Origin of the sequence: Pseudoflavonifractor capillosus, assembly GCF_016902575.1 — a bacterium.
Taxonomy (GTDB): domain Bacteria; phylum Bacillota; class Clostridia; order Oscillospirales; family Oscillospiraceae; genus Enterenecus; species Enterenecus capillosus_A.
The window spans coordinates 60,056-82,350 of record NZ_JACSNZ010000005.1; the positions used below are offsets into that span (position 1 = coordinate 60,056).

The 22,295-nt window shown below is 55.6% G+C and carries 21 protein-coding genes; 1 reads left to right on the top strand and 20 read right to left on the bottom strand.

Translation table 11 applies throughout. From position 1 onward, the window contains the following. Nucleotides 1-49: 49 nt before the first annotated feature. The 13 genes from H9X86_RS03310 to leuC form a co-directional block, all read right to left on the bottom strand. Complete coding sequence (locus H9X86_RS03310) at nucleotides 50-1,288, bottom strand: 6-phosphofructokinase (RefSeq protein WP_204900162.1); 1,239 nt, start codon at nucleotides 1,286-1,288, stop codon at nucleotides 50-52. A gap of 34 nt (nucleotides 1,289-1,322) precedes the next feature. Further along, nucleotides 1,323-2,288 carry a class II fructose-1,6-bisphosphate aldolase gene (fba, locus tag H9X86_RS03315; RefSeq protein ID WP_204900163.1) on the bottom strand — a complete coding sequence of 322 codons (966 nt, stop codon included), beginning with the start codon at nucleotides 2,286-2,288 and terminating at the stop codon, nucleotides 1,323-1,325. Between the two features lie 157 nt (nucleotides 2,289-2,445). Continuing rightward, complete coding sequence (locus H9X86_RS03320; protein WP_204900164.1) at nucleotides 2,446-3,450, bottom strand: tyrosine recombinase XerC; 1,005 nt, start codon at nucleotides 3,448-3,450, stop codon at nucleotides 2,446-2,448. A gap of 315 nt (nucleotides 3,451-3,765) precedes the next feature. Next, a complete protein-coding gene (gene radA, locus H9X86_RS03325) occupies nucleotides 3,766-5,127 on the bottom strand; it encodes a DNA repair protein RadA (RefSeq protein ID WP_204900165.1) in 1,362 nt (453 codons plus the stop codon). Next, nucleotides 5,128-5,838, bottom strand: a complete 711-nt coding sequence (locus tag H9X86_RS03330; RefSeq protein ID WP_204900166.1) for an N-acetylmuramoyl-L-alanine amidase — start codon at nucleotides 5,836-5,838, stop codon at nucleotides 5,128-5,130. It lies immediately after the preceding gene. Nucleotides 5,839-5,903: 65 nt separating this feature from the next. Next, nucleotides 5,904-6,695, bottom strand: a complete 792-nt coding sequence (locus tag H9X86_RS03335) for a Nif3-like dinuclear metal center hexameric protein (protein ID WP_204900167.1) — start codon at nucleotides 6,693-6,695, stop codon at nucleotides 5,904-5,906. Beyond that, nucleotides 6,692-7,372, bottom strand: coding sequence for a tRNA (adenine(22)-N(1))-methyltransferase (locus H9X86_RS03340; protein ID WP_243416810.1), 681 nt, complete (start codon nucleotides 7,370-7,372; stop codon nucleotides 6,692-6,694). The genes H9X86_RS03335 and H9X86_RS03340 overlap by 4 nt, the downstream gene beginning before the upstream one ends. 66 nt (nucleotides 7,373-7,438) lie before the next feature. Beyond that, nucleotides 7,439-7,639 (bottom strand): DUF1858 domain-containing protein, encoded by a 201-nt coding sequence (locus H9X86_RS03345; protein WP_087234294.1) that lies wholly within the window; start codon nucleotides 7,637-7,639, stop codon nucleotides 7,439-7,441. A gap of 85 nt (nucleotides 7,640-7,724) precedes the next feature. Then, the gene (locus H9X86_RS03350; protein ID WP_510186720.1) at nucleotides 7,725-8,921 is read right to left on the bottom strand and encodes a pyridoxal phosphate-dependent aminotransferase; all 1,197 of its coding nucleotides are present in this window, start codon (nucleotides 8,919-8,921) and stop codon (nucleotides 7,725-7,727) included. Nucleotides 8,922-9,038: 117 nt separating this feature from the next. After that, on the bottom strand, nucleotides 9,039-9,821 hold the full coding sequence (locus H9X86_RS03355; protein WP_204900169.1) for a type III pantothenate kinase: 783 nt from the start codon (nucleotides 9,819-9,821) through the stop codon (nucleotides 9,039-9,041). A gap of 116 nt (nucleotides 9,822-9,937) precedes the next feature. Continuing rightward, the gene (gene leuB, locus H9X86_RS03360) at nucleotides 9,938-11,014 is read right to left on the bottom strand and encodes a 3-isopropylmalate dehydrogenase (RefSeq protein WP_204900170.1); all 1,077 of its coding nucleotides are present in this window, start codon (nucleotides 11,012-11,014) and stop codon (nucleotides 9,938-9,940) included. After that, nucleotides 11,011-11,496: a 3-isopropylmalate dehydratase small subunit gene (locus H9X86_RS03365; protein WP_204900171.1), complete on the bottom strand. Its 486-nt coding sequence runs from the start codon at nucleotides 11,494-11,496 to the stop codon at nucleotides 11,011-11,013. Before H9X86_RS03365 ends, leuB begins: the two co-directional genes overlap by 4 nt. Before the next feature lie 15 nt (nucleotides 11,497-11,511). Then, on the bottom strand, nucleotides 11,512-12,771 hold the full coding sequence (leuC, locus tag H9X86_RS03370; protein WP_204900172.1) for a 3-isopropylmalate dehydratase large subunit: 1,260 nt from the start codon (nucleotides 12,769-12,771) through the stop codon (nucleotides 11,512-11,514). A gap of 110 nt (nucleotides 12,772-12,881) precedes the next feature. Here leuC and H9X86_RS03375 point away from each other — a divergent pair, with 110 nt between their 5' ends. Beyond that, entirely contained in the window at nucleotides 12,882-13,487 is a 606-nt protein-coding gene (locus H9X86_RS03375; protein WP_204900173.1) for a Crp/Fnr family transcriptional regulator, read from the top strand. 50 nt (nucleotides 13,488-13,537) lie between these two features. On the opposite strand, the gene H9X86_RS03380 is transcribed toward H9X86_RS03375, so the two are convergent. From H9X86_RS03380 to rlmN, 7 genes are all read right to left on the bottom strand, one after another. Further along, complete coding sequence (locus H9X86_RS03380; protein ID WP_204900174.1) at nucleotides 13,538-13,975, bottom strand: sigma factor; 438 nt, start codon at nucleotides 13,973-13,975, stop codon at nucleotides 13,538-13,540. Between the two features lie 141 nt (nucleotides 13,976-14,116). After that, nucleotides 14,117-15,595, bottom strand: a complete 1,479-nt coding sequence (spoIVA, locus tag H9X86_RS03385) for a stage IV sporulation protein A (RefSeq protein ID WP_204900175.1) — start codon at nucleotides 15,593-15,595, stop codon at nucleotides 14,117-14,119. Nucleotides 15,596-15,865: 270 nt separating this feature from the next. Further along, nucleotides 15,866-17,380 (bottom strand): DUF3794 and LysM peptidoglycan-binding domain-containing protein, encoded by a 1,515-nt coding sequence (locus H9X86_RS03390; protein WP_204900176.1) that lies wholly within the window; start codon nucleotides 17,378-17,380, stop codon nucleotides 15,866-15,868. A gap of 212 nt (nucleotides 17,381-17,592) precedes the next feature. Then, nucleotides 17,593-18,471 (bottom strand): ribosome small subunit-dependent GTPase A, encoded by an 879-nt coding sequence (rsgA, locus tag H9X86_RS03395; protein ID WP_204900177.1) that lies wholly within the window; start codon nucleotides 18,469-18,471, stop codon nucleotides 17,593-17,595. A gap of 3 nt (nucleotides 18,472-18,474) precedes the next feature. Continuing rightward, nucleotides 18,475-20,481 carry a Stk1 family PASTA domain-containing Ser/Thr kinase gene (gene pknB / locus H9X86_RS03400; protein ID WP_204900178.1) on the bottom strand — a complete coding sequence of 669 codons (2,007 nt, stop codon included), beginning with the start codon at nucleotides 20,479-20,481 and terminating at the stop codon, nucleotides 18,475-18,477. A gap of 25 nt (nucleotides 20,482-20,506) precedes the next feature. After that, nucleotides 20,507-21,244 carry a Stp1/IreP family PP2C-type Ser/Thr phosphatase gene (locus H9X86_RS03405; protein WP_204900179.1) on the bottom strand — a complete coding sequence of 246 codons (738 nt, stop codon included), beginning with the start codon at nucleotides 21,242-21,244 and terminating at the stop codon, nucleotides 20,507-20,509. Further along, on the bottom strand, nucleotides 21,241-22,293 hold the full coding sequence (rlmN, locus tag H9X86_RS03410; RefSeq protein WP_346011426.1) for a dual-specificity RNA methyltransferase RlmN: 1,053 nt from the start codon (nucleotides 22,291-22,293) through the stop codon (nucleotides 21,241-21,243). The genes H9X86_RS03405 and rlmN overlap by 4 nt, the downstream gene beginning before the upstream one ends. Nucleotides 22,294-22,295: the final 2 nt, after the last annotated feature.

The following is a 22,295-nucleotide window of genomic DNA, read 5'->3' on the forward strand; positions in this document are numbered from 1 at the left end:
TGCTGTAATTCCTCATCATCATAGCACAAAGCAGGGAAGAGGTCTAGGCTTACTTGCTGGCCAGAACCTTCTTCAGACGAGCGAAGCGGGGCAGACCGTGCTCAGTGGCGCGGGTGTTCTCACCCTGGATCAGGGGCAGGGCATAGTCAATGAAGCCCTGGTTGATGCCGTTGCCAGCCTCGTTGATCCACTCCAGGGGCACCTTCTTCTCGAAGTTGGCCACCTCAGAGAGGTTGAACAGCTTGGTCTTGCACTCATAGCCGTTCTCACGGGAGCACTCGAAGCCCACCATCTTGTCGGTCTCGCCGGCCACAGCAGCCTCCACGGCGGTCTTACCAGCCAGGAAGGACTCCTGAATGTCGGTCTGAGAAGCCAGGTGAGCGCCGCAACGCTGCAGCAGGGACAGCTCAATGCCACGAACCTTGGCACCAGTGCGCTCCTTGACGATGTTAGCCAGCATAGCAGCCAGGCCACCCAGCTGAGCGTGACCGAAACCGTCGGTGGCAGAGGTCTTAGCCTCGGAGACAAAAGAGCCGTCAGCATAGTGGATGCCCTCGGAGACAGCCACGATGCAGTTGCCGTTCTTCTCGTAGATGGAAGTCACATCGGCCAGGAACTTGTCCATGTCGAAGTCCACCTCGGGAACGTAAATCAGGTTGGGAGCGCAGCCCACCACGCCAGCCAGAGCAGCAGCAGCGGTCAGCCAGCCAGCGTGACGACCCATGATCTCGATGATGGTGACCATGCCGGTATCGTACACACGGGCATCCTTGTACACCTCAGCGCAGGAAGTAGCAATGTACTTGGCAGCGGAGGCGAAGCCAGGGCAGTGGTCGGTGCCGAACAGGTCGTTGTCGATGGTCTTGGGCACGCCCATGACGCGGCACTCATAGCCAGACTTGGCCATGAAGCGGCTGACCTTGGAGCAGGTGTCCATGGAGTCGTTACCGCCGTTGTAGAAGAAGTAACGCACGTCGTACTTCTTGAAGATCTCCAGAATGCGCTTGTAGTCAGTGTCGTCCACATCGGGATCGGCGATCTTATAGCGGCAGGAGCCCAGCTCGGAAGAGGGAGTGTTCAGCAGCAGCTCCAGCTCGTGAGCATCTTCCTGGCTCATGTCGTACAGGCGATCGTTGAGAACGCCCTTGATGCCGTGGGCAGCGCCGTACACAGCAGTGATGTTGGGGTTATCCAGAGCGGTGCGAATGACACCATATGCGCTGGCATTGATCACGGAGGTGGGGCCACCGGACTGACCAATGATACATGCGCCTTTCAGTTGAGACATGGTTTGAATCCTCCTAATGTTGTAATGAGCTCAATTAGGCCTTGCCGTCGCAGCCCAGGACGTTGATCAGCTTGTGCTTGACCAGCTCCTTGATGTTGGCACGGGCGGGCTTCAGGTACTCGCGGGGGTCAAACTTGTCGGGGTGCTCAGCGAAGAACTTACGGATGGTACCGGTCATGGCCAGACGCAGGTCAGAGTCAATGTTGATCTTGCACACAGCGCCGCGGGCGGCCTGACGCAGCTGCTCCTCGGGGATACCAACGGCATCGGGCATCTTGCCGCCGTTCTCGTTGATCATCTTCACGTACTCCTGAGGCACGGAAGAAGAGCCGTGGAGAACGATGGGGAAGCCGGGCAGGCGCTTGACGACCTCGTCCAGGATGTCGAAGCGCAGGGGAGGGGGAACCAGCTCGCCCTTCTCATTGCGGGTGCACTGAGCAGCGGTGAACTTGTAAGCGCCGTGGCTGGTGCCGATGGCGATGGCCAGAGAGTCACAGCCGGTCTTGGCCACGAACTCCTCAACCTCCTCGGGACGGGTGTAGTGAGAGTCCTCGGCAGAAACCTGAACCTCATCCTCCACGCCGGCCAGAGCACCCAGCTCAGCCTCAACCACAACACCGTGGTCGTGAGCATATTCCACAACACGCTTGGTCAGCTCAATGTTCTCAGCGAAGGGCTTGGAAGAAGCGTCGATCATGACGGAGGTAAAGCCGCCGTCGATGCAGCTCTTGCAGATCTCAAAGCTGTCACCGTGATCCAGGTGCAGGCAGATGGGCAGGCCAGTCTCGATGATGGCAGCCTCAACCAGCTTCACCAGGTAGGTGTGGTTGGCGTAAGCACGGGCGCCCTTGGAAACCTGAAGGATCAGGGGAGCGTTAACCTCCTTGGCGGCCTCGGTGATGCCCTGAACGATCTCCATGTTGTTGACGTTGAAAGCACCAATTGCATACCCACCATCGTATGCCTTTTTGAACATCTCGGTAGTATTGACCAGTGGCATTTGAATCAACTCCTTAGTAGAATTAATTGGTCTTGCACCTCATTATTCTAACAGCGTTCACACAAAATTGCAAGGTATCCGGCCATCTTTTTTACGACAAATTATATACATGGCCACCAACGCCTTTGTGCGATGTGACAATGCAGCAGGAGGGAGGTCACTTTTTCTTGCATCGATCCCCCAAAGGGTTGAGCTGGGCAGCCTGACGCATGGCGTCACTGTCCACATGTGTGTAAATTTGGGTGGTATTCAAGTGCTCATGGCCCAGAATCTCCTGCAAGGTACGCACATCTACACCATTCTTTAGCATCAATGTAGCAGCCGTGTGGCGCAGCTTATGGGCCGAATATTTGTCTCGATCCAGACCCGCCTCAGCCAATCGCTTTTTAATCATGAAGTGTACGCCGTCCTTGGTCACTCGCGTCCTGCGACGACTGATAAATAATGCGTAGGGATCCACAGCCGCCGATTGGGAACGGACTGCCAACCAATCATCCAGCGCACTGCGGCAAGCAGCATTGAGAAAAACAAATCGTTCTTTGTTGCCTTTGCCCAGCACTCGCATGCGGTCATCCCGCACATCACTGAGGTTCAGACCCACCAGTTCCGATATTCGCAGACCACAGTTCAAAAACAATGTGATAATGCAAAAATCGCGCTCAGCATTGGCTCCGTCAATGCTGTCCAGCAGTTGAATGCACTCATCTAAAGTTAAAAATCTGGGCAAGGTCTGCCGCTGTCTGGGCGCATCCAACTCCTGAATGGGGTTTTCCGTAAGAACCTTGGCTTTGTTCACCAAATACTTGTAAAATGACCGAATAGAGGCAACTTTTCTGGCCCTGGTAGACGCTTCCAGGCCACAGCCAGCTTGGGGCGCATTGTGATTCTTGGCTCGGCTGCGGCTGAGAAAACTGAGATAGGAATACACATCCGCCAAAGTCACTGCGCGCACCAGAGACACATCCACGTCATCAATCGAAATATCATCTAGCGGCGTGGACCTGGGCACCAGGCCTTTTTCAATTTTCATATACCTCAGAAATGTACGCAAGTCCAAAAAGTATTCGTCCACAGTTTTGGATGAATGACCCTGGATGGTTTCGTGGTAGGCCAGAAAATCCCGCAGCACCGGCGGTGCCTGAGTTTGGTAGTCAATTTTCATCTGATATCACCATGTTTGTATACATAAAGCCAGGCTGTCCGGATGATACTATTGTCGTAAAATTTCCGGGCGCCCCCTACCCTCAACTCAACAAAATTTTAATTTTGTTGAGTTGCTAGTGTTTTCAACCAGGAGCGTCTGGAACATCAGAATTTCTCAATGGGAGGTAAATCTATGAGTCTCATTCCGTGTACCCTCTCCTGTCGCTATCAAACAGATGGCCGGTGCACCCTGTACACCACTGGAACGCAGCCCGTGCGTAATGCAGCACAGGATGACACCGACCATCCCTGTCTCAACTATGTGCCAAAGTCCTCAGACCAGCACCGCAATCGCTTGCCGGATGTTGTGCACCTCAATGAGCTGTAAACCTTCGGGCACCACCAGCTTGCCGCTGTGTCTGGCCGGGATCAGGCATTTGGTAAAGCCCAGCCGCTGAACCTCGCTGAGCCGCTGATTCAACGCATGTACCGCCCGCAGCTCGCCGGTCAATCCCACTTCGCCGATGGCTGCCAGATCGTACGGCACCGGCTTGTCCCGAAAACTGGACGCCAGCGCTACAATCAAGGCCAGGTCTGCGGCAGGCTCTGTGATGCTCAGTCCACCAATGACATTAACGTATACGTCGCAGTTGGACACCATGAGTCCACCACGTTTTTCCAGCACCGCTGAGAGCATCATGGCCCGGTTGTAATCAAACCCGTTGCAGGAGCGCCGGGATGTACCGTAGGCTGACGGAGTGAGCAATGCCTGTGTCTCCGCCAGCACCGGGCGCACCCCCTCCATGACACAGGTGACACAGGAACCCGGGGTGTTCTGCGGGCGGCCTGAGAGCAGCGCCTCTGAGGGGTTGGGCACCTGAGACAGACCCTGATCCCCCATTTCAAACACACCGATCTCATTGGTAGCACCGAAACGGTTTTTCGCTGCCCGCAAGATCCGGTAGGAGTTGTGCTCCTCCCCTTCAAAGTGCAGTACGCAGTCTACCATGTGCTCCAGCACCTTGGGGCCTGCCAAAGAGCCTTCTTTGTTGATATGGCCCACCACAAAAACAGTGATGCCCAGGCCCTTGGCCAAATGCATCAGGGTCATGGTGCACTCTTTCACCTGAGCCACGCTGCCGGGCGAGGAGTTGGACTCACCATTATACACTGTCTGAATAGAGTCCACGATCAAAATATCTGGCTTCTGCTCCTCCACTGCCGCCACCACATCGTCCAAGTTGGTCTCAGAGTAGAGGTAGAGTCCCTGCCCTGAGATACCCAGCCGCTGAGCCCGGAGCTTGATCTGCCGCTCCGACTCCTCGCCCGACACATAGAGCACCGAGGCAAACTGGCACAGGCTGTTGCAGATTTGCAGCATTAAGGTGGACTTGCCGATACCGGGAGCGCCGCCCACCAGTACCAGAGAGCCCTTCACCGCTCCCCCGCCCAGCACCCGATCCAGTTCGCTCATCCCCGTGGGAAATCGAAGCTCATCGGTGGCCTCTACCTCATTCATAGGCCGAGGTTTTCGCAGATTTGAGGTGATGCCACCACTTTTTTTCTTGCTTTCCGTGGCAGCCGCCGGTTGCTCTACAATGGTATTCCAAGCCCCACAAGCCAAACATCTTCCCTGCCATTTTGGAGTCTCGTTGCCGCACTGGGTGCAGTAGTACACAGTTTTATTCTTTGCCATTCAGATTCCTCCTGAGGCTATGTTCATCATTTGTAGTTGGTGGAGGTACGCCCCGGTGATGGCCACAGACAATTTGGTCTGATACCCGTCAGTGAGCAGCAGAGATGCCTCCACCCCATTGCTGAGAAAGCCGCACTCCACCAGCAGGCCGGGACGAGTGATGTGGGAGAACAGGTAAACATTCTCATCCACCTGCTTGGCCTTTTTGGTGTTCGATGGATCCACAATATCTTGCAGCATTTGCTGGGTGTATTCTCCCCACTGCCTTCCCACATCTCCCACGGTGTAAAACACCTGGGCTCCGGACACGGATGGGTCGGAATACTGGTTTTGATGGATGCTGATCAGCATGGCCTCGGGCGTATCATTGACCAACTGGGCCCGGTAATCCAAATCTGATTGTTTTCGCTCTCCTCTCTCATCTGCACCTGGGGCATGGAGAGAGACATCTTCACTGCGAGTCAAGACAGGTTCAACCCCACACAGCGCCATCACATACTCCAATTTTTTGACGATCTGGAGATTGATATCACTTTCCCGGTGACCGGAAGCGGTGACAGCCCCGCCGTCTTCCCCGCCGTGTCCGGCATCCAAAATCACAACAGGATTTGCCGACACTGCCGGTGCAATGGCGGGCATCAGTCTCCCCCACCGGGCCAAAAAACAGAGAATTCCCCCTGCAATGAGCAACAAGACCATCCATGGCTTCATTGCCATCCCCCCTTCTCTCTCACCATATGAGAGAGAAGGACAACTCATGCCAAAGGGGGCACCGTTCAAATGCAGTGATAGACTTCTTTGTGCCGGGAAGAGATACTCACCTTCAAGTCAGAAAATGCCTCTTTGAGCCATCGCTCCAGCACTGGGCACACCACATTCTCTGTGGGGTAGTGTCCGGCATCCAACAGGTTGAGCCCATGTGCCTGCGCGGCCAAAAAAACGTCGTACTTCACATCTGCTGTGACGAAGGTATCGCACCCAGCGGCCAGCACATTCTCCAGCATACTCCCACAGGAGCCGCCGCCCACCGCCACACGGTGCACGGGTATTCCACTGTCCACTACCCGCACGCAGGCGGCACCCAGTCGATCCTTGACCGCAGCAGCAAACGTATCGACACTCTGCGGGGATACCTGGCCCACCCGGCCGATGCCGAAGGGCTGCCCCTGCTCGTCCACTCCGTCCTGGCTCAGCTGCTCCACATCGGTCAATCCCAGCGCGCAGGCCAGAGCGTCATTGACCCCGTCTGCCACTGCGTCCAGATTGGTGTGGGCGCAGATGGCGGCAATACCGTGTTCCGCCAAATACAACAGCAGATCCCCACCGGGGGTGTTGTCGGTAAGCCGCTTCACTCCATCCCAGATGACGGGATGATGTGATACAATCAGCTGCGCCCCCATCTCCACGGCCTCTTCCGCCACCGCTTTGGTGATGTCCAAAGCGATGAGAACGCTGTCTACTGGAGCACTGCTCCGCCCCACCAGAAATCCGGCATTGTCAAAGCCCAGTTGGTATTGAAATGGTGCTTTCTTTTGCAGTATGTCGTAGATTTGCTGAACTGTATTCATGCTTTCAGCTCCTTTTCCATCTCACAAATGCCCTCCAACACCAGTTTCAGCTGCTCTACCGCAGCTTCATCCGGGTGAGCGGATGCCTGCTGTCCTTCCAGGGCACGGCGCACCTTGCCCTTCATCATAGACAGGTATGCTCCTCGCAAGGGCTGAGGCCGGTTGCGCCCTACCCATAGCTCAGCAGGCGTCATAGGCACATCTTGTCCGCCTCGGACACTGAGGACGGTATACATCCGGCTGCCCTCCTGACAGATGGTCTCCTGCTCCACGGTGTAACCGTTGTCCACCAGCCACTTTCGCAAGTCAGGAAAGGATGTCATGGGTTGCAGCAGCAACAAGGTGCTTTCTTTCGTCCAGGGAGCCTTCTCCAAAATAGCGGCGATGGTCTCCCCGCCCATTCCAGCAATGGCCACCACATTCGCCTCTCCAGCTTGTATACCTGCCAGTCCATCACACAGGCGTAGGGAGACTCGATCTGCTACACCGTGCTTCTCCACAGTCTCTCGAGCCCGGGACAAAGGGCCCTCTCTGAGGTCCGAGGCAATGGCGGACGAGATCCGTCCCTCCAGCAACAGCCACACTGGCAGCAAAGCGTGGTCGGTGCCCACGTCTGCCAGAATTGAACCCTGAGGAACCTGCTGGGCAATGGTGCACAATCTTGGCGTCAATTCCATAATCATTCCTCATTTTCGTCAGATACAAGAAAAGAGCGGTTACCCGCTCTTTTCCCGCAATCGTTTTTACTCGCCGATATTGGCATTGAGCTGCTCCAGCAGGGCATTCACGTCCACGCCGTGAACCATGCAGGCCTGCTCCACGGTCTCACCGCGGGAAGAGGGGCAGCCCAGGCAGTGCATGCCGATGGACAGGAAGATAGGGGCAGTCTGGGGGGCGATGTCCAGAATATCGCCGATGATGGTATCCTTGGTAATCTTAGCCATGTTCAATGACCTCCTGATCTGGTTTTGTCGAACGCTCTTAGTATATCCAACCTTTTGCACTTTTGCAAGAGGTGGAAAGGAAATCTCACTGGAATTCCTTCAAGAATGCCTCCAGGCGATCCATTCCCTTCTTGATGTTCTCCATAGAAGTGGCATAGGACCAGCGCACAAAGTTGGGTGCGCCAAAGGCAGTTCCGGGCACAGTGGCCACCAGACCGTACTTCAAAAATGCCTGGGAAAAGTCATCACAGGTGTGGATAACTTCTCCGTGGACGGTGCGGCCCACCAGCTTCTTCATGTTCATCATCACGTAGAAAGCGCCCTCCGGTTTAATGCAGCTGACGCCGTCCACCTGATTCATCCGCTCCACCAAGTAGTTGCGTCGCTCCTCAAAGGCCTGACGCATGGTCTCGATCTTCTCCTGAGAACCGCTGAGGGCGACCTCGGCCGCAGCCTGAGAGATGGTGCAGCAGGAGCCAGCGCAGTGGCTGAGATAGTTGGTCATGACCTTGATAATCTCTGGCTCTGCCAGGGCGTACCCAATGCGCCAGCCCGTCATGGCATAGGCTTTAGAGACACCGTTGATGAGGATGGTGCGCTTTTTTACCTCTTCGCCCAGGCTGGCCACGGAGGTGAACTTCAGTCCATCGTAGAGCAGGCAAGAGTAAATCTCGTCGGCAATGATATAAAGATCCTTCTCCACACACACATCAGCCAGAGCCTTCAGCTCCTCCCCACTGTACACCATGCCGGTGGGGTTGGAGGGGTTGTTGAGGATCATGGCCTTGGTCTTGGGAGTAATGGCATCCCGCAGCTGCTGCGCAGTAATTTTGAACCCGGCAGACTCCTCCGCAGTCACCACCACAGGCACACCGCCCATCATACGAATCAGCTCAATGTAGCTGACCCAGTAGGGTGCAGGAAGAATCACCTCGTCCCCAGGATTGACCAAAGCCCGGAGAGCCAAATATACACAGTGCTTGGCACCAGCAGCCACCACCACCTGGGAGGGCTGATACTCCACATGGAAGTCCGCCTTGACCCGGTCAGAGATTGCCTTTTTCAGGCCGGGGATGCCGGAAGCCGGAGTATAGCGGGTGTTGTTCTCCTGGATGGCCCGAATACCGGCATCCTTGATCTCATCCGGGGTATTGAAGTCCGGCTCTCCGGCGCCAAATCCCACCACATCAATGCCGTCCGCCTTCATCTGCTTGGCCAGAGAGTCAATGGCCATGGTGCTGGACGCCTGCACCTGAGAGGCAATCTGTGACAATTCTTTCAAGACAATCCCTCCGTAAACTTCTTTTATGACACATTGTATCTCATTTCTTGCATAATTGCAAGTGTCGTTCCCTCAATTTCACTATTTTTGCATCATCTCATGCGATGCGCTGCAAAATCAACGAGTGCGCTTGGTGGTATTCTTGCGGTAGAGACAGTACAGGCCCTTGACCATCAAATCTCGATCGTACTGGATGGAGTGACGGCAATGGCGGAAGATCTCCGGGGCATATTCTCCAGTAGAAACCACAGAGGCAGCAGGCTCCCCCGCTGCCTGCTCCATCTCATCAATGAGCCGGTCGATGGAGCCAGCATAGCCGTACACCACACCCGCTCGCATAGAATCCACTGTGTTTCTGCCCAGGGGGGTGTCCACCTTTCCCATGGCAATGTGAGGCAGCTGGGCCCCGTTATCAGACAGGGCCTCCAGGGCAATGGCCATTCCAGGCATGATGGCACAGCCTTCGTAAGAAGCCTGCCGCATATACGAAAAAGACAGAGCGGTACCGGAATTGATGACAATGGACGGAGACGGATACAGGGCCACTGCCGCCACCGCCGAGGCCACAATGTTGCTACCCAGCTGGTTGTGCACATCCGCCCGGATGTTCAGTCCGGTCTTGACCCCCGGCCCCACCACCATAGGTCTCCTCCCGGTGAGGCGCTGAATCGCCCGGACAAAGATATCCGTCACCGGCGGCACCACGCTGGACACAATGGCACCCTGCACCTCCCGGATATTTCCCTGGTACAGCTGGAACACTCCCATGAGATCCAGGGCACAGCGATCCTCGCTGTATCTTCGCTCCGTTTCCAGCTCAGATCGGAACCGGATATTGCCATTTTCTTCAAACAGAGCGATGGTGACATGAATGTTGCTGATGGCCACGGCCAAGATCAAATCGTCCAACTCCTTTGTGTGTGACAGATATTATTGTCTCCATTATAGCCACGGGCAAAGGTCATTGCAAGAGGAAACCTCCGCCCTGGAAAGCCCAAGGCAGAGGTTTTCAAACATCAGATATGATTTCGAATGATCTCTCCCATCCGGCGGGTACCGATCACCGTTTCCCCGGGCTTTGCGATGTCAGCAGTGCGCCAGCCGTCAGCCAGAGCCTGATCCACTGCCCGTTCCACGGTGTCAGCCTCCTGGCACAGTTGGAAAGAATAGCGCAGCATCATGGCCACAGAGAGAATGGTGGCAATGGGATTTGCCTTGTCCTGACCGGCGATGTCAGGGGCAGAGCCGTGGATGGGCTCATAGAGGGCAGGAGCAGTGTCTCCCATAGAGGCGGAGGGAAGCAGTCCGATGGAACCGGTAATCATGGACGCCTCGTCTGAGAGGATATCTCCAAACATATTCTCCGTCACCACCACATCAAACTGGCCCGGATCCCGCACCAGTTGCATGGCGCAGTTGTCCACCAGTACATCCTCATAGGCCACATCGGGGTATTCCTCTGCCAGGCGGTGCATCACGGAACGCCACAGGCGGCTGGTCTCCAGCACATTGGCCTTGTCAACACTGGACACCTTTTTCCGTCTCAGTCTGGCCATTTCAAAGGCACGACGGCCAATGCGCTCGATCTCCATCTCGGAGTAAGCCATTAGGTCAGTGCACTCCACCCCTCGGTCTGGAGTCTCATAGCGATCCCGCTTTCCAAAATACACGCCGCCAGTGAGTTCTCGCACCATCATCAGGTCAATGCCCTTCTCTGCCGTCTCCTTTTTCAAGGGACAGGCCTCCGCCAGCGCAGGACGCAGAGCAGCAGGACGCAGATTGGCGTACAGGCCCAAGTCCTTGCGAATGGCCAGCAGTGCCGTCTCAGGCCGCTGCTCAGCAGGCTTGTCGCTGCCCCACTTGGGGCCGCCCACGGCACCCAGCAACACCGCATCACAGCTTTTGCACACCTCAGCAGTGCCGTCAGGGTAGCTCTTACCCACTGCATCGGTGGCACAGCCCCCCAGAAGTACATCCACATAGGTGAAGGTGTGTCCGAACTTCTCCCCCACCTTGTCCAGAACGCCCACGGCTTCGTTGACGATCTCGGGGCCAATGCCGTCTCCCCGGATCAGTGCGATTTTGTAATTCATTTGGCAATCCCCCTTGCTTTGAGAGAGTGGAGCAGGCCACCGTTGTCAATGATGCCGTTGACAAAGTCAGGGAACGGTGCAGCCTGGAAGGTCTCCCCGGTGGTCTGATTTTCGATGACACCGGTGGCAAAGTCCACGACAACACTGTCACCGGGCGAGATGCCATCCACCGCCTCCGGACACTCCATAATGGGGAAGCCGATGTTGATGGCATTGCGGTAGAAAATACGGGCAAAGCTCTTGGCAATCACGCACTTCACCCCGCAGGCCTTGATGGAAAGAGGGGCGTGCTCTCGGGAGGAACCGCAGCCAAAGTTACTGCCACCCACCACAATGTCCCCAGGCTCCACCGTGGTGGCAAAATCTGCGTCAATGTCCTCCATGCAGTGGGAGGCCAGGGACTTCTCGTCCGGAGCGTTGAGGTATCGGGCGGGAATGATGACATCAGTATCCACGTTGTCGCCGTATTTATAAATTTTCATCTTCTCCTACCTCCCTTAGACCGTAGCGGGGTCGGTGACCACGCCGGTAATGGCGGAAGCTGCTGCCACCGCAGGACTTGCCAAAATAATCATGGAACTGGTGGGCCCCATGCGGCCCACAAAGTTGCGGTTCGTGGTGGCAATGGCCCACTCATTGTCACTGAGCACGCCCATGTGTCCACCCAGGCAGGGGCCACAGGTGGGGGTAGACACCGCTGCACCAGCCTGGATGAAGTCGGCAATCAGCCCCTCCTCCATGGCCTGGAGATAAATCTGCTGGGTGGCGGGAATGACAATACAGCGTACCCCATCGGCCACCTTCTTCCCCCGAAGAATAGCAGCGGCCTCCCGCAAATCCTTCAAGCGGCCATTGGTACAAGATCCGATGACCACCTGCTGGATGGGCTTGCCTGCCACTTCGTCCACCGTCTTGGTGTTGGAAGGCAGATGGGGCAAAGCCACTGTGGGACGCAGGGTGGAAAGGTCAATCTCCACGGTGCGGGCATACTGGGCATCCTCATCCGCCTCAAAGGCAGTCCAGGCCCGCTCCGCCCGTCCGTTGAGATATGCAATGGTCTTCTCGTCTACGGGGAAAATGCCATTTTTCGCCCCCGCCTCAATGGCCATGTTGCAGATGGTGAATCGGTCATCCATCTCCAGGGAGGCCACGCCGTCCCCGCAGAACTCCAGGGACTGATACAGGGCCCCGTCCACCCCAATCATACCGATGAGGTGGAGCACCACGTCCTTACCGCTGACATAGGGGCCCAGCTTGCCAGTCAGTTTCACCTGAATGGCCTGGGGAACCTTGAACCAGGCAAGGCCCGTAGCCATACCGGCAGCCATATCGGTGGAGCCCACGCCGGTGGAGAAGGCCCCCAGAGCACCGTAGGTACAGGTGTGTGAGTCCGCTCCAATGATGACCTCGCCGGGAGCAGCTAAGCCCTTTTCCGGGATGAGCGCGTGCTCAATGCCCATCTGCCCCACATCGTAGAAGTGGGTAATTTGGTGGCTATGGGCAAACTCCCGACAGATGGCACACAGTTGAGCGGACTTGATATCCTTACAGGGGGTGGAGTGGTCCAGCACAATGGCAATTTTATCTTGGTCAAAGACGGTGGACAACCCGGCCTTTTCAAACTCCTTGATGGCTACTGGGGTGGTGATGTCGTTGCCCAACACCAGATCCAACTTGCCCTCAATGAGCTGCCCAGCCTGTACTTGGCTGAGCCCGGCCGCCCGGGCCAAAATCTTCTGCGTCATGGTCATACCCATGTGACGCACCTCCTCGTTTCTCATGTTTTTATGTGCATTCATTATGCCAAACCCACTGGAAAAAGAATGTAACATATGATACAATTTATAAAACATCAGAGGTGATTGCCATGCCGCAGTGGGACATTTTTGCAAGGGGGCAAACCCAAAAGATATATACCAAAGGACAGATGATCTATTTACAGGGGGAACATCCCCACCATTTTTACTACCTGGTGTCCGGCTCGGTACGCAGTTTTCTCAGCAGTCCAGAGGGAGATGAGCGCATCTTGACCATACACCGCAGCGGAGACCTGATGGGAGAGGCATCCTTTTTTGACCAATGTCCCCGGGTCAGCTCGGCTATGGCCTTAGAGGACAGTCTGGTGGTATCTATCGACCAACAGTTGCTGGATCAGATATTCATAGAGCACCCCCAGTTGGCCCAGCCTATGCTGCGCTATCTGGCCCGCACTGTGCGGCTGCTCTCTGACCATGTAGATACCGCCTCTCTCCCTGCCATTGGGAGAGTGGCCAGGTATCTGCTTACCTTACCCCGAGGCGAGAATAACACCGTCGTTTGCACCCACGAAAGAATTGGTCAGGCCATTGGCATGAGTCGCATCACTGTCAGCCGGACTATGAAACAGCTGGTGCAGCAAGGAGCGGTTGAGACTGGCTATGGCGTGGTGCAAATTTTGGACGAAAGTCGTCTGCAAGCGTTACAAAATCGATGATATAAAAAGCCGGAAAGCTCTGGTAGCTTCCCGGCCTTTCATTTGTCTCTCTAATTCGTCTCATCATAGTAAACATACTCACCCAACTCTGGGTCAAAATAGCAGCCTCGATAGTCCTGCCACAAGTATTCACTCCACATGGATAGAAGATTTAACTCTGGGACTTCCGTCGAGGTTGAGTAGGAAAGCACACCACCGTTGGTAACTTCCATCTCCATCTTGGTTTTCATCCCTTCAAACTCCAGTGAAAAACTGAGTCGATAATAAGTCTCTCCGCTAAATGTACTCCCGCCTACACATTTATGTTTGCGGCACTCTTTCAGCCAAGCATTCTTCCCAATCTGGTACAGCCAGGTGTATAGGCTGCACCTTCCCTCAAATCGGTCAATATGTAATAGAGCCTTATAGAACACTTCTTGGAGCAAATCTTCGGCCATGGTCTCATTCCGAGTCAAAGAATTGTACCAAATATCTGCTAGCTTCTCCACACAATAACCCACTCCTTTGCATTCAGTCCAAACCGGTTCGGATTTGATCTTTCATCCATTAGAGTCTTTGAAATACAAAACGTTACAAAAAAAGATGTGCCACAGAAAAGTTTTCTGCGACACATCTTTTTTGCTGTCTCATTACAGGATGATGCAGATCAAGCCGCCGGAGCCCTCGTTGATGATGCGCTGGAGGGTATCCCGCAGTTTTTCCCGGGCATCCTCCGGCATCCGCTTGAGTTTGGCCTGCAAGTCCTCTCCCACCAGTTCGTGGAAGGATCGTCCGAACATATTGGAGTCCCAGATCTTCCCTGTATCTCCCTCGAATTGGCGCAGCAGGAAGTCCACCATTTCCTCCGACTGCTTCTCCGTTCCCATGATGGGGGACACCTCGGTTTTGATGTCCGCCCGCATCATGTGAATGGAAGGCGCCGATGCCTTGAGCCGCACGCCGTAACGTCCACCCTGCTTGACAATCTCCGGCTCTTCCAGAGTCATCTCCTGGGGATCCGGCATGACGATTCCGTAGCCCGTCTCCTCCACCTGGGCCAGCGCCTGCTCCACCTTCTCATACTTTCGCTTCATGGAGGCCATCTGTACCAGCTGACCAATGAGATCCCCATCATCGTGGATTTCCAGGCCACAGCGCTGGGACACCGTCTCATAGAACAGGCTACGGGGCAGCTCCAGCACCGCTGTCACTACACCGCTGCCCATATCCATGCGGGTGATGCGGGCTGAGGCAATTTCCTCCCTCTGATCCAGCATCTCCACCGCAGCCTCCGTGTCCCGCAGCCGTTCCAGATTTCCCGCCTCCTGGCGGATCATCCCATAGAGTTGGCTTTTGATGGGGTGATCAAAGGGCAGTACATCCACCCAGGAGGGAAGATACAGCTCCAGCTGCTTCATGGGAAATTCGTGAAGCACCCCGCTCAAAATGGCCTCCACTGTCTCCTCGTCCAACGTCAAGCAGTTGACGGCCAGGCACGTGACCTGGTACTGCTGGGCAATGTCCGCCTGAATGGCCTGGGCCCGATCGCTGTACGGCTGGGCGGAGTTGAGCAGCACCACAAAGGGCTTCCCCATGGCCTTGAGTTCCCCAATCACCCGCTCCTCTGCCTCCAGGTAATCTTCCCGTGGAATGTCAGCAATGGTGCCGTCGGTGGTCACCACGATGCCGATGGTGGAGTGCTCGGTAATGACCTTCTGGGTGCCCAGTTCTGCAGCCTGGGTCATGGGAATCTCATGATCCATCCAGGGGGTGGTTACCATGCGTGGTTGATCTCCGTCCATCTGCCCCAGGGCACCGGGCACCATGTAGCCCACGCAATCAATGAGCCGCACGGAGAAGGCGCTGCCGTCGTCCATGGATAGGCTCACTGCGTCCTCAGGGACGAATTTAGGCTCGGCTGTCATCACCACGCGGCCCGATCCGCTCTGGGGCAGTTCATCCCGGGCCCGATCTCGCAGATACGTATTTTGAATCTCCGGCAGCACCATGGTCTCCATAAAACGCTTGATGAAGGTGGATTTCCCCGTGCGTACCGGCCCTACCACCCCAATGTAAATATCGCCTTGGGTGCGCTGGGCGATATCCTCATACAGTTTGTTGTGATCCACAGCAATTCCTCCTCACCGCAAGTTCTCTACATGTGTATGGGGATAAGCTGTATAATATACCATGACGGCAATGCCGGAATGGTATATTGCCATGTTTTTCGGTTGCCCCGCAAGGGGCGAGAAAAACGGCTGTTAAAATCCCGGTATCATAGCCGTTTTGCGGCTATGATACCATGACGGCAACGCCGGAATGGTATATTGCCATGTTTTTCGGTTGCCCCGCAAGGGGCGAGAAAAACGGCCGGAGAATTTATCCGGCCGTTTTTCTCATTACACACGTTTGGTGGGGATGAGCAGCACCATGCCCTGGGGCACTGTCTCAGAGGCCAACTCGTTGGCGGTACAGATATCCTGAATGGTGGCACCACAGGCCTTTGCCACATCCCACAGCTGTTCCCCCGCATCCACCCGGCGAATGACCAGGGACGGACGGCTGCACGGGCCCTCATACTGCCCCGCACAGGCCACGGAGCTGACACACATGAACTCCTCCTCACGGGTGGTCAGCCACCGGAATTCCAGCTCAAAACGCAGGTCAATGCCACCGCTGACCGCAGCCGCTGACACATCTCCCACCGCTCTGCAATGCACCTTTCTCTGGCACCCTTCAGGAACCTGATAGGGGCAGGTGACCAAAACGGTGTCTGTGGCCCCGCGCAGGGCGCCTTCTTCGTCTACATACAGCATATGCACCTGGAGCTGTGCGGCGATCTCGCTGCCATGCTCTCCGCTTCGCTGGGTCACTTCCTTCACCACTGCAAAGCTGTCCAGCACCTGCTTGGCATCCACGGAGGTCTGATAGAAGTGGCGGACACTTTGGCTGGCCCCTCCAGTCTCTGCCATGGTACACATGGGACAGGGTGTGCGCTGGGCATCCAGTCGGCAGCTGACAGAGTACACATCCGTCAGGAGTGTCACCTCCCGCTCCATGCGCACCACCGCCTGGGCACAGGCCTCCACCGTCACCTCCAGCTCGCCCTCCCGCAGACGACAGTCCACACTTTTCAGGCGCACGTCCACTTGAGAGCCCTGGTCGCCTGCCTCCTGTTCCACATCCAGCACCTGGGAAAAAGGCAGTTCAAAGCAGGTGGCAGTCACACCGTCCCCACACTGGTACACCAGGTATAGCTTCACCGAGCCCTTCACCACCAGTTTCCGGCCGATGAGTTTCCCTTCCATCACATCCAGCTGAGGCCGGCACAGGAGCAGCTGCTGTGCCTCCCCCTTGGACGGGGGCATACGCACCAGATCCGAGAAGAGAAACGGCTTCTCCACCACTCCGGTGATCCCGATATCCCGAGCTGGGAGCAGACGTTTTTCCAGGCTTCCCTCTGGCCCGCCCTGTACATCGGTATTCAATTCCCTGCGCTGCAGTTCATAGGCTGTCAGCTCCACAGAAATCTCCGCCCTGGCCACCACTTTTCTGGGGTTGATGGCCCGGGCATCGGCAAAGATGACGCAGGCATTTGATTGCACCACACTGGTGCTGCGCAGTGCCGGATGATCCTTAAGGCATTGGAATGGGATGGCAACCTCCAGAGTTTTGGGCTGCTGTTCTCCTTCCGGGATGTAGAATACTGTGGTTTGAATGGTGCCCGTCAGGCGAACGGTTCCCTCCCCAGTCTCACAATCCCGCACATAGACCCGCCCCACCGCCATGACGATACGGGCAATGTCAGGGTAAGTATCTGGCACAATGCTCTCCAGCGTCTCCTCCTGTGTCACACAGGTGTCCATCACCTCATGATACCCCTCCAGCACCACAGGCTGCAGTTCCATATCCATAGACATCCTCCCTTTGTCCACATTCTGAGGTATCTATATGACCATGGAGCCTGGGATATTCCCTCATTCCGAGATGCCGAAAATCTTGCGCATAATCCCACACAGAGCCTTGGGAAACTTCACAACTACAATACGCATAAAACAGCCTCTCCTTTCCATGCTGAATTCTAATACAGCATATGAAAGAAGAGGCTGTCTGGTTCCTCACGGTTTTATTTTTCCCACTGGGGGCGAGATTTCACCTGCTCATACAGGCGTGCGTAGCTTTGATACCGACTTTCTGCAATGGCGCCGTGTTCCACGGCCTCACGCACTGCACACCCCCGCTCCTTAATGTGGGCACACCCCACAAAGCGGCACTGTTCCAGATAGGGCCGGAACTCCCGGAAGGTGTTTGCCAACTCTTCCTTGGGAATAAGCTCCATCTGATCCACGTCAAAGGCGGAGAATCCAGGGGTGTCCGCCACCAGTCCTCCCCCCACTCGGAACAACTCCACATGGCGGGTGGTATGGCGACCTCGCCCCAGCTTTTCGCTGACCTGTCCAACCTCCAGCTGGAATTGCGGACACAAGGCGTTGAGCACGCTGGACTTTCCCACACCGGAGTTTCCGGTAAAAGCGGAGATCTTCCCATCCAAAAGCTCCAGCAACTGCTCCAGCCCCTCCCCTGTGCGGGCACTGAGAGCCATGGCCTGGAAGCCTGCGCTGCGATATAACTCCACCAGCCGATCGGCGGGCTCCAAATCCCATTTGTTGAAGCAGATGATGGGCTGGCACCCCTTGTACTCTGCCAGAGCGATCATGCGATCAATGAGGAAGGGGTCCGTGACCGGGATAGCCCCGGAGGCCAGGATCACCAACTGCTCCATATTGGCCACCATGGGGCGCTGGAATTGGTTGGTGCGGGGCAACACCTCATCCACCATGCCTGTGCCATCAGCACTCATGGTGATATCCACACGATCTCCCACCAGAGGTTTTATTTTCTGGTGGCGCAGTTTCCCTCGGCCCCGACAGGTCACTGGCTCACAGTCTGCGCCCACGTCCACGTAATAGAAGCCGCTGAGCGCCTTCACAATCGTTCCGGTCATAGGTTAAAACTCCAGATCATAGCTTTCCACCCGATCCCCATTGATGTAGATGGTAACCAACTTGGTAGTACCGGGGTTCTGGGTCACCTCACGGGAGAAATTGCCTTGTTCATCGGCGTTCCATGAGCCGTCGAAGACCGTTGTAGATCCCAACGTCACCTTCAGGGAAATCGTTCCGGTATAAGAGCTCAAATCCACCGTAATCGTTTTCTTCACCGGAGCATCTGTGGCAACCACAGGAGGATTGGTCACAGGAGGCTGGGTGGCCTCAGGGCCAAGGCTGACCTGGAAATCAATGGAGGTCCCCGGATCCACCTGGCTGTCTTTGGCCACACTCTGCCAAATCACCTGGCCCTTGGCGTAAGTGTCACTATAGTACTCTTTCACACTGCCCACAGCCAGGCCTTGCAATTTCAGCTGCGCCTCCACCTGCTCCAAGCTAAAGCCCACGTAGTTTCCTACGGTAACCTTCTCCACCTCTTTGCCCTTACTGATGACGATGGTCACCTCGTCACCCTCCTCCAGAATGGTGCCTTTGGTGGGTGTATAGGAGATGACATAGTCCTTGTCTATGGTCTGAGAATACTCGTACTCCTGTTTCACCTTTAGCTTCATGTCATCCTGCAAGGTGGTCAGAGCCCGGCTGGACTCCCAGCCTGTCACGTCGATCATGCGGATTTCCTCTGCGCCACTGCTGACGTTGACCTTAATGGTATATTTTCCGTCCTTGACCTTGGTGTCCGCCTCTGGAGTCTGCTGGCAGATCTGATCCTCGTCGTACTCTTCGCTGTACATGGATTCGCCCACCTCAATGTTGAAATCACCCAGCAAGGAGGGATCATTCTCCAACTCCTCCAAGGTATATCCCAACAGGTTGGGAATCGTGTATTCCTTGGCGGGGGCAAAAATCGCACCCCGGATGAACGTGACCACGAAAATAATGATACCGATGACAAAGACGAGAATTGCCATCACCGCAATGGCCATGGGGGGGAGCTCGATTTTACCGAACAGCTTTATCTTGCGTGTCCCCTCATCATAGTCTTCCGTATAGTCTTCTTCTCCATCATCCTCATAATCATCCCTGTTATCGCCCATCTCTCGGACTCCGCTGACCGGAATCACCCGCGTGGGCTCCTCTACATTCTCGACCCGGATGGTGTCACTGGGGACAAATTCAGGATTCTTTTGAAATTCTGTCACTGCGTCCAGCATATCCTGGGCAGAAAGATACCGCTGATTGGGGTTTGGAGCCATGGCCTTCATGATGATGGCCTCCAGGCCAACAGGGATATCTGGGTTCAGCTCCCGGGGCTGAATGGGGATGGAGTTGATGTGCTGAATGGCCACCAGCACCGGAGTCTCCCCCTCGAACGGCAGCCGGCCAGTGAGCATCTCGTAGAGCATCACACCCACAGAGTACAAATCAGAACGTCCGTCAATGTGGCTTCCCTTGGCCTGCTCTGGGGAAATATAATGCACTGACCCCAATGCCTCCTGGGTCAACGTGGCCTGCGCAGAACTGGTAAGCCGAGCAATTCCGAAATCTGCCACCTTGATACTGCCGTCCCGCAGCACCATGATGTTGTGGGGTTTGATATCACGGTGAATGATGCCACGGCTGTGGGCATGATCCAGAGCACGAAGAATCTGCGCAATAAAATGCAGCGCCTCCTGCCACTTCAGAGGCAGCCCACGCTTTTGCATATATTGCTTCAGGGACATCCCCTCAATGAGTTCCATGACAATGTAGTTGAGTCCATCGCTCTGACACACGTCATAGACCCCCACGATATTGACGTGGGACAGCATAGCCACTGCCTGGGACTCCGCCTGGAATCTCCGGCGGAAGTCTGCGTCACTGGCCAGCTCCGGTTTGAGTATTTTAATGGCAACCAGACGATTGAGACGATGACAACGTGCCTTATACACCACAGCCATGCCACCAACGCCGATACGCTCTAAAATCTCGTAGCGGTTGTCCAGCATTTTACCTATGTACTGATCCATGGTAAATGTTCCTCCTCGTTGTGGTTCACAGCTGTGCCATGACAATGGTCACATTGTCCGGCGCACCCTGTTCCAGCGTCATACGCATCAAATTACGGCACCGATCCTCCAAAGGAATGGGCGCCAAAGCCTGCTCCAGTAAAACATCGTCAGGCAACACATTGGACAGGCCATCGCTGCACAATAACAAGCGATCCCCATCCTGCACAGAAAGGTGGTAGCAGTCTGCCGCCACATCCCGATCCACGCCAAGAGCCCGGGTGATCAGATTCTTTTTGGGATGGATTCTGGCTTCCTCCGGTGTGATATCTCCCCGGGTAACCAACAGCTGCACCAAAGAGTGGTCCTTGGTCACCTGGTAGATATGATCGTTTTGCATGTGGTAGCAACGACTGTCCCCTACGTTAACCACATAGGCATCCGCCCCCACCAGTAAGGCAGCTACCAGCGTAGTCCCCATTCCTCGATATTGTTCATCGGAGCGGGAGAGCTGGTATACCTGAGTGTTGGCATGCAGGCAGGCCTCACGCAGCACATGATAGCAGCTGCGCTCACCCTCCGGCATCTTCTGGCTGCATAGGTCCTCTACCGCAGCGGCAAAGGTCTCCACAGCCACTGCACTGGCCACATTGCCCGCCCGTGCGCCGCCCATTCCGTCACATACCACAGCGATGGCCACCTGTTCACCCAGATGGCGCACGGTGTAGCTGTCCTGGTTCTCGCTGCGAACCGCACCGATATCTGTCATTCCAAATATATTCATTGAGCTTCGTCCTTTCCAGACTGGAGCTGATTTTGTTTCATTTGTTTCCGCCGCAGCTGGCCACAGGAGGCGTCAATGTCGCCACCCAGTTTCCGCCGCACCGTCGCCGTAACTCCCTGAGCTTCCAGACGGTTCTGGAACTGCCGCACCCGTCGGCTGGGCTTGAGGGGAGATTCCTCCACATGATTGAGCGGGATCAAATTCACATGACCAGGCTGACCGTGCAGCAGCTTCACCAACAGGTCCGCCTGTTCATCGCTGTCGTTTACTCCGTCGATCATGGCATATTCGTAGGAAATGCGGCGTCCAGTTTGCTGGAAATATCTGCGGCAAGTGTCCATCAGCAAATCCACTCCCACAGCTCGGTTGACCGGCATCAGCCTGGAGCGAGTTTGGTCGTCGGGCGCATGGAGAGAAACGCTTAACGTTAATTGTAACCCCAACTGGGCCAATTTGTCAATTTTCTTTACAAGGCCACAGGTGGACAGAGAGATGTGCCGCATGCCGATGTTTACCCCATCGGGGTGGTTGACCAGCTGTAAAAACTGCGTCACATTCTCGAAATTATCCAAAGGCTCTCCAATTCCCATCATAACGATGTTGGAAATCTCCGCTCCACTGTCCAGTTGGGTAAATATCACCTGATCCAAAATTTCGCTGGGCTGTAAGTCCCGCACCTTTCCCCCCAAGGTGGAGGCGCAGAATACACACCCCATGTTGCAACCCACCTGGCAGGAAACACACACCGTGTTCCCGTGTTGGTAGCGCATGAGCACCGTCTCCACACAGTTGCCGTCCCGTAGCCGCCACAGGTACTTGATGGTGCCATCGATGGCAGACTGCTGCTTCCGCTCCACCGCAGGAACCGTAATATAGCTCTGCTCCTTCAACGTCTCCCGCAGAGATTTGGGGAGATTGGTCATCTCGTCAAAGGAGGTCACACCACGGTGCAGCCACTGAAAAATCTGCTTGGCCCGAAAGCTGGGCTGTCCCATCTCTTTCAGCCATGCCCCCAACTCCTGGGGCAGCATGGACTTGATGTCAATCACAG

What these genes read in the sequence shown, in the direction of transcription:
- H9X86_RS03310 (WP_204900162.1), bottom strand. Translation starts at nt 1,288, where the DNA reads ATGTCTCAACTGAAAGGCGCATGTATCATTGGTCAGTCCGGTGGCCCC.
- fba (WP_204900163.1), bottom strand. Translation starts at nt 2,288, where the DNA reads ATGCCACTGGTCAATACTACCGAGATGTTCAAAAAGGCATACGATGGT.
- H9X86_RS03320 (WP_204900164.1), bottom strand. Translation starts at nt 3,450, where the DNA reads ATGAAAATTGACTACCAAACTCAGGCACCGCCGGTGCTGCGGGATTTT.
- radA (WP_204900165.1), bottom strand. Translation starts at nt 5,127, where the DNA reads ATGGCAAAGAATAAAACTGTGTACTACTGCACCCAGTGCGGCAACGAG.
- H9X86_RS03330 (WP_204900166.1), bottom strand. Translation starts at nt 5,838, where the DNA reads ATGAAGCCATGGATGGTCTTGTTGCTCATTGCAGGGGGAATTCTCTGT.
- H9X86_RS03335 (WP_204900167.1), bottom strand. Translation starts at nt 6,695, where the DNA reads ATGAATACAGTTCAGCAAATCTACGACATACTGCAAAAGAAAGCACCA.
- H9X86_RS03340 (WP_243416810.1), bottom strand. Translation starts at nt 7,372, where the DNA reads ATGGAATTGACGCCAAGATTGTGCACCATTGCCCAGCAGGTTCCTCAG.
- H9X86_RS03345 (WP_087234294.1), bottom strand. Translation starts at nt 7,639, where the DNA reads ATGGCTAAGATTACCAAGGATACCATCATCGGCGATATTCTGGACATC.
- leuB (WP_204900170.1), bottom strand. Translation starts at nt 11,014, where the DNA reads ATGAATTACAAAATCGCACTGATCCGGGGAGACGGCATTGGCCCCGAG.
- H9X86_RS03365 (WP_204900171.1), bottom strand. Translation starts at nt 11,496, where the DNA reads ATGAAAATTTATAAATACGGCGACAACGTGGATACTGATGTCATCATT.
- leuC (WP_204900172.1), bottom strand. Translation starts at nt 12,771, where the DNA reads ATGGGTATGACCATGACGCAGAAGATTTTGGCCCGGGCGGCCGGGCTC.
- H9X86_RS03375 (WP_204900173.1), top strand. Translation starts at nt 12,882, where the DNA reads ATGCCGCAGTGGGACATTTTTGCAAGGGGGCAAACCCAAAAGATATAT.
- H9X86_RS03390 (WP_204900176.1), bottom strand. Translation starts at nt 17,380, where the DNA reads ATGGATATGGAACTGCAGCCTGTGGTGCTGGAGGGGTATCATGAGGTG.
- rsgA (WP_204900177.1), bottom strand. Translation starts at nt 18,471, where the DNA reads ATGACCGGAACGATTGTGAAGGCGCTCAGCGGCTTCTATTACGTGGAC.
- pknB (WP_204900178.1), bottom strand. Translation starts at nt 20,481, where the DNA reads ATGGATCAGTACATAGGTAAAATGCTGGACAACCGCTACGAGATTTTA.
- H9X86_RS03405 (WP_204900179.1), bottom strand. Translation starts at nt 21,244, where the DNA reads ATGAATATATTTGGAATGACAGATATCGGTGCGGTTCGCAGCGAGAAC.